The sequence below is a fragment of the Nocardia sp. NPDC058497 genome, assembly GCF_042720195.1.
Lineage (GTDB): Bacteria > Actinomycetota > Actinomycetes > Mycobacteriales > Mycobacteriaceae > Nocardia.
This window is the reverse complement of record NZ_JBHXMY010000315.1, coordinates 1-6,981: the sequence shown is the minus strand read 5'-3', so window position 1 is coordinate 6,981 and position 6,981 is coordinate 1. Positions and strand designations below refer to the sequence as shown.

Sequence of the window (6,981 nt, the reverse complement as noted above, 5' to 3'; positions counted from 1 at the left end):
TGTGACCGCGCCCCCCGCGAAACTACACCATATAAACCCCAGCGTCAGATGTCACCGGGGCTTAAGCGCCCACAAATTCCGCCGCGGCCCTCGTCACGGGAGTTCGGCGCGTTTGCCGTGTGAGCGGTCGCACGGATGGTACGTTGACACCCCCGTGTATGTGGGTGTAAGTTTGGACGTTGCGCTGGCTGCCTCCTGTCCACACCTTGATTCGCACTCGTAAGTTCCACCTTCCGGTGTTACTTCCGCTGCTGCCTGTTCGGGTTTCGTTCGGGTTGTAACCAGCGGAATTCGTAGCAGACAAGCGACGGTCGCGGACCACCACGCGACGCGCGTGAGGTGCTGGAAGGACGCATCTTGGCAGTCTCCACCCAGACCAAGGCTGGAATCCCCGGAGCCCCGTTGAGGGTTTCGTTCGCGAAGATCCGTGAGCCCTTGGAGGTGCCCGGACTTCTCGACCTACAAACGGACTCGTTCGCCTGGTTGGTCGGTACTCCCGACTGGCGTGAGAAGGCGGCCGCACGCGGCGACGTCGGTCTCGCGGGCGGCTTGGAGGAGGTGCTCGAGGAGCTCTCGCCGATCGAGGACTTCTCCGGTTCGATGTCCCTGTCGTTCTCCGATCCGCGCTTCGAAGAGGTCAAGGCCTCTATCGATGAGTGCAAAGAGAAGGACATGACCTACGCGGCGCCGTTGTTCGTCACCGCGGAGTTCATCAACAACAACACCGGCGAGATCAAGAGCCAGACGGTCTTCATGGGCGATTTCCCCATGATGACCAACAAGGGCACCTTCATCATCAACGGCACCGAGCGCGTCGTCGTCTCGCAGCTGGTCCGCTCCCCGGGCGTCTACTTCGATCACAGCATCGACAAGGCCACCGAGAAGGACCTGCACAGCGTGCGCGTCATCCCGTCGCGCGGCGCGTGGCTGGAGTTCGACGTCGACAAGCGCGACACCGTCGGTGTCCGCATCGACCGCAAGCGCCGTCAGCCGGTCACCGTGCTGCTCAAGGCGCTGGGCTGGACCACCGAGGAGATCGTCGAGCGTTTCGGCTTCTCCGAGATCATGATGTCCACCCTGGAGAAGGACAGCACGCCCGGCCAGGACGAGGCGCTGCTCGACATCTACCGCAAGCTGCGTCCGGGCGAGCCGCCGACCAAGGAGTCCGCGCAGACCCTGCTGGAGAACCTGTTCTTCAAGGAGAAGCGCTACGACCTGGCGCGCGTCGGTCGCTACAAGATCAACAAGAAGCTCGGCATCCACGTGCACGAGCCGGTGACCTCCTCGGTGCTGACCAAGGAAGACATCGTCGACACCATCGAGTACCTGGTGCGTCTGCACGCGGGTGACCGCACGATGACCGCCCCCGGCGGCGAAGAGGTCCCCGTCGAGATCGACGACATCGACCACTTCGGCAACCGTCGTCTGCGCACCGTCGGCGAGCTGATCCAGAACCAGATCCGGGTGGGCCTGTCCCGCATGGAGCGCGTGGTCCGCGAGCGGATGACGACTCAGGACGTCGAGGCGATCACGCCGCAGACCCTGATCAACATCCGCCCGGTCGTCGCCGCGATCAAGGAGTTCTTCGGAACCTCCCAGCTGTCGCAGTTCATGGACCAGAACAACCCGCTGTCGGGTCTGACCCACAAGCGCCGCCTGTCGGCGCTGGGCCCCGGTGGTCTGTCCCGTGAGCGCGCCGGCCTGGAAGTCCGTGACGTCCACCCGTCGCACTACGGCCGCATGTGCCCGATCGAGACCCCGGAAGGCCCGAACATCGGCCTGATCGGTTCGCTGTCGGTGTACGCGCGGGTCAACCCGTTCGGCTTCATCGAGACCCCGTACCGCCGGGTCATCGACGGCAAGGTGACCGACGAGGTCAAGTACCTGACCGCCGACGAGGAAGACCGCTACGTTCGCGCGCAGGCCAACTCCCCGGTCGACGCCGAGGGCCGCTTCCTCGAGGAGAAGGTCCTCGTCCGCCGTGCGGGCGAAGAGGTCGAGTTCGTGACGCCGGCTCAGGTCGACTACATGGACATCTCGCCGCGCCAGATGGTGTCGGTCGCGACGGCCATGATCCCGTTCCTCGAGCACGACGACGCCAACCGTGCCCTCATGGGCGCGAACATGCAGCGTCAGGCCGTGCCGCTGATCCGTTCCGAGTCACCGATCGTTGGCACCGGTATGGAGCTGCGCGCCGCGGTGGACGCCGGCGATGTCGTGGTGAACGAGAAGCCGGGTGTGGTCGAGGAGGTCTCGGCCGACTACGTCACCGTGATGGCCGACGACGGCAGCCGCAAGTCCTACCGGATGCGCAAGTTCAACCGCTCGAACCAGGGCACCTGCTCCAACCAGCGTCCGATCGTGGACGAGGGTCAGCGGGTGGAGAAGGGCCAGGTTCTGGCCGACGGCCCCTGCACCGAGAACGGTGAGATGGCGCTGGGCAAGAACCTGCTCGTCGCCGTCATGCCGTGGGAAGGCCACAACTACGAGGACGCGATCATCCTGTCGCAGCGCCTCGTGGAAGAGGACGTTCTCACCTCGATCCACATCGAAGAGCACGAGATCGACGCCCGCGACACCAAGCTGGGCGCCGAGGAGATCACCCGGGACATCCCGAACGTCTCCGACGAGGTGCTGGCCGACCTGGACGAGCGCGGCATCATCCGCATCGGTGCCGAGGTCCGCGACGGCGACATCCTGGTCGGCAAGGTCACCCCGAAGGGCGAGACCGAGCTGACCCCCGAGGAGCGCCTGCTCCGCGCGATCTTCGGTGAGAAGGCGCGCGAGGTGCGCGACACCTCGCTGAAGGTGCCCCACGGTGAGTCCGGCAAGGTCATCGGCATCCGCGTGTTCTCGCGCGAGGACGACGACGATCTGCCTCCCGGTGTCAACGAGCTGGTCCGCGTCTACGTGGCCCAGAAGCGCAAGATCCAGGACGGCGACAAGCTCGCCGGCCGCCACGGCAACAAGGGCGTCATCGGCAAGATCCTCCCCGTCGAGGACATGCCGTTCATGCCCGACGGCACCCCGATCGACATCATCCTGAACACCCACGGTGTTCCGCGTCGTATGAACATCGGCCAGATCCTCGAGACCCACCTGGGCTGGATCGGCAAGGCCGGCTGGAATGTCGACGTGGCCACCGACGGCACCCGTCCGGACTGGGCGGCCTCGCTGCCCGAGGAGATGCTGGGTGCCCCGGCCGACTCGAACATCGCCACCCCGGTGTTCGACGGCGCCAAGGATGACGAGCTGACCGGTCTGCTCGGCTCGACCCTGCCGAACCGTGACGGTGAGCGCATGGTCGACGAGAACGGCAAGGCGACCCTGTTCGACGGCCGCTCCGGCGAGCCGTTCCCGTACCCGGTCGCGGTCGGTTACATGTACATCCTGAAGCTGCACCACCTGGTCGACGACAAGATCCACGCCCGTTCGACCGGTCCGTACTCGATGATCACGCAGCAGCCGCTGGGTGGTAAGGCGCAGTTCGGTGGTCAGCGTTTCGGTGAGATGGAGTGCTGGGCCATGCAGGCCTACGGTGCGGCGTACACGCTGCAGGAGCTCCTGACCATCAAGTCCGACGACGTGGTGGGCCGTGTGAAGGTCTACGAGGCGATCGTCAAGGGCGAGAACATTCCGGAGCCGGGCATTCCGGAGTCGTTCAAGGTGCTCCTCAAGGAACTCCAGTCGCTGTGCCTCAACGTGGAAGTGCTGTCCTCGGACGGCGCCGCGATCGAGATGCGCGACGGCGACGACGAGGATCTGGAGCGCGCCGCGGCGAACCTGGGCCTCAACCTGTCCAGGAACGAAGCGGCCACCGTCGACGATTTGGCGAACTAGGTGGTGACGCGGGTGGCTGTTTCGGCAGCCGCCCGCGGACCCGCGATCGATAACTAGTGAACTTTTTGCTCGAATTCGACCCGAACAGGGGAAAGGAAGTTACGTGCTAGACGTCAACTTCTTCGATGAACTCCGGATCGGCCTGGCCACCGCTGAAGACATCCGCCAGTGGAGCTATGGCGAGGTCAAGAAGCCGGAGACCATCAACTACCGCACGCTCAAGCCGGAGAAGGACGGGCTCTTCTGCGAGAAGATCTTCGGCCCCACCCGGGACTGGGAGTGCTACTGCGGCAAGTACAAGCGCGTCCGCTTCAAGGGCATCATCTGTGAGCGCTGTGGCGTCGAGGTGACTCGCGCCAAGGTGCGTCGTGAGCGGATGGGCCACATCGAGCTGGCCGCACCGGTCACCCACATCTGGTACTTCAAGGGTGTTCCGTCGCGCCTGGGCTACCTGCTCGACCTGGCGCCGAAGGATCTCGAGAAGATCATCTACTTCGCCGCCTACGTCATCGTCGGTGTCGACGAGGAGCTGCGCCACAACGAGCTCAGCACCCTCGAAGCCGAGATGGAGGTCGAGAAGAAGGCTGTCGCCGACCAGCGCGACGCCGATCTCGAGGCCCGCGCGCAGAAGCTCGAGGCCGACCTGGCCGAGCTGGAAGCCGAGGGCGCCAAGTCCGACGTGCGTCGCAAGGTCAAGGACGGCGGCGAGCGCGAGATGCGTCAGCTGCGCGACCGGTCCCAGCGTGAGCTGGACCGCCTCGACGAGATCTGGACGACCTTCACCAAGCTGTCGGTCAAGCAGCTCATCGTCGACGAGGTGCTCTACCGCGAGCTCGTCGACCGTTACGGCGAGTACTTCACCGGCGCCATGGGTGCGGAGTCCATCCAGAAGCTGATGGAGAACTTCGACATCGCCGCCGAGGCCGAGAACCTGCGCGAGACCATTCGCTCGGGCAAGGGCCAGAAGAAGCTGCGCGCGCTCAAGCGGCTCAAGGTCGTCGCGGCCTTCCAGGCCAACGGCAACTCGCCCATGGGCATGGTGCTCGACGCCGTTCCGGTGATCCCGCCGGAGCTGCGCCCGATGGTTCAGCTCGACGGTGGCCGTTTCGCCACCTCCGACCTGAACGACCTGTACCGCCGCGTGATCAACCGCAACAACCGCCTCAAGCGACTGATCGATCTGGGTGCGCCCGAGATCATCGTCAACAACGAGAAGCGGATGCTGCAGGAGTCCGTCGACGCGCTGTTCGACAACGGCCGTCGTGGCCGTCCGGTCACCGGTCCGGGTAACCGCCCGCTGAAGTCGCTGAGCGATCTGCTCAAGGGCAAGCAGGGTCGTTTCCGTCAGAACCTGCTCGGCAAGCGTGTCGACTACTCGGGCCGTTCGGTCATCGTGGTCGGCCCGCAGCTCAAGCTGCACCAGTGCGGTCTGCCGAAGCTGATGGCGCTCGAGCTGTTCAAGCCGTTCGTCATGAAGCGTCTGGTCGATCTCAACCACGCGCAGAACATCAAGTCCGCCAAGCGGATGGTCGAGCGTCAGCGTCCCCAGGTGTGGGATGTCCTCGAAGAGGTCATCGCCGAGCACCCGGTGCTGCTGAACCGCGCGCCCACCCTGCACCGTCTGGGTATCCAGGCCTTCGAGCCGCAGCTGGTCGAAGGCAAGGCCATCCAGCTGCACCCGCTGGTGTGTGAGGCGTTCAACGCCGACTTCGACGGTGACCAGATGGCCGTGCACCTGCCGCTGTCGGCGGAGGCGCAGGCCGAGGCGCGCATCCTGATGCTGTCGTCGAACAACATCCTGTCCCCGGCGTCGGGTCGCCCGCTGGCGATGCCGCGTCTGGACATGGTGACCGGCCTGTTCTACCTGACTCGTCTCGACGAGAAGGGCGTCGGCACCTACCGGGCCGGCGGCAAGGACGAGCCGGAGTACGGCGTGTACTCCTCGCCCGCCGAGGCCCAGATGGCCGTCGACCGCGGTGAGCTGACCGTGCGTTCGATGATCAAGGTGCGCCTCACCGAGCAGCGCCCGCCGCGCGAGATCGAGGCGGAGCTCTTCCCGGAGGGCTGGCACCGCGGTGACGCGTGGCTTGCCGAGACCACCCTTGGTCGCGTGCTGTTCAACGATCTGCTCCCGGCGGACTACGCGTTCATCAACGAGCCGATGCCGAAGAAGCGGCAGGCCACGATCATCAACGATCTGGCCGAGCGCTACCCGATGATCGTCGTCGCGCAGACCGTCGACAAGCTCAAGGACGCCGGCTTCTACTGGGCCACGCGTTCGGGTGTCACCGTCTCCATGTCGGACGTGCTCGTTCCGCCGGAGAAGGCCGACATCATGGAGCGGTACGAGGCCATGGCGGATCAGATCGAGAAGAAGTACCAGCGTGGTGCGCTCGATCACCAGGAGCGCAACAACGCCCTGGTCAAGATCTGGCAGGAAGCGACCGAAGAGGTCGGTACGGCGCTGCGTCAGCACTACCCGGCCGACAACCCGATCATCACGATCGTCGACTCGGGTGCGACCGGTAACTTCACCCAGACTCGTACCCTCGCCGGTATGAAGGGTCTGGTGACGAACCCCAAGGGTGAGTTCATCCCGCGCCCGATCAAGTCCTCGTTCCGTGAGGGCCTGACCGTGCTCGAGTACTTCATCAACACCCACGGTGCTCGTAAGGGTCTGGCCGACACCGCGCTGCGTACCGCCGACTCGGGTTACCTGACCCGTCGTCTGGTGGACGTCTCCCAGGACGTCATCGTGCGTGAGCACGACTGTGGCACCGAGCGCGGCATCGTCGTGCCGATCGCGGAGAAGCAGGCCGACGGCTCGCTCATCCGGGACGCGCACGTCGAGACCTCGACCTACGCTCGCACCCTGGCGACCGACGCGGTCGACGCCGGCGGCAATGTCGTCGTGGCCAAGGGCGCCGATCTCGGCGACCCGGCCCTGGAGGCGCTGCTCGAGGCCGGTATCACCGAGGTGAAGGTCCGCTCCGTGCTGACCTGCACCACCGGCACCGGCGTCTGCGCCACCTGCTACGGCCGCTCGATGGCCACCGGCAAGCTGGTCGACATCGGCGAGGCCGTCGGTATCGTCGCCGCCCAGTCCATCGGTGAGCCGGGTACCCAGCTGACCATGCGTAC

Annotated in this window: 2 protein-coding genes; both read left to right on the top strand. The window is 65.4% G+C overall.

Annotation, left to right across the window (positions count from 1 at the left end; translation table 11 throughout):
• Positions 1 to 339: 339 nt before the first annotated feature.
• On the top strand, positions 340 to 3,840 hold the full coding sequence (locus ACFWPJ_RS20375; RefSeq protein WP_378853541.1) for a DNA-directed RNA polymerase subunit beta: 3,501 nt from the start codon (positions 340 to 342) through the stop codon (positions 3,838 to 3,840).
• A gap of 103 nt (positions 3,841 to 3,943) precedes the next feature.
• Positions 3,944 to 6,981, top strand: a 3,038-nt coding sequence (locus tag ACFWPJ_RS20370; protein WP_378853539.1) for a DNA-directed RNA polymerase subunit beta', incomplete at its 3' end; no start/stop codon positions are given.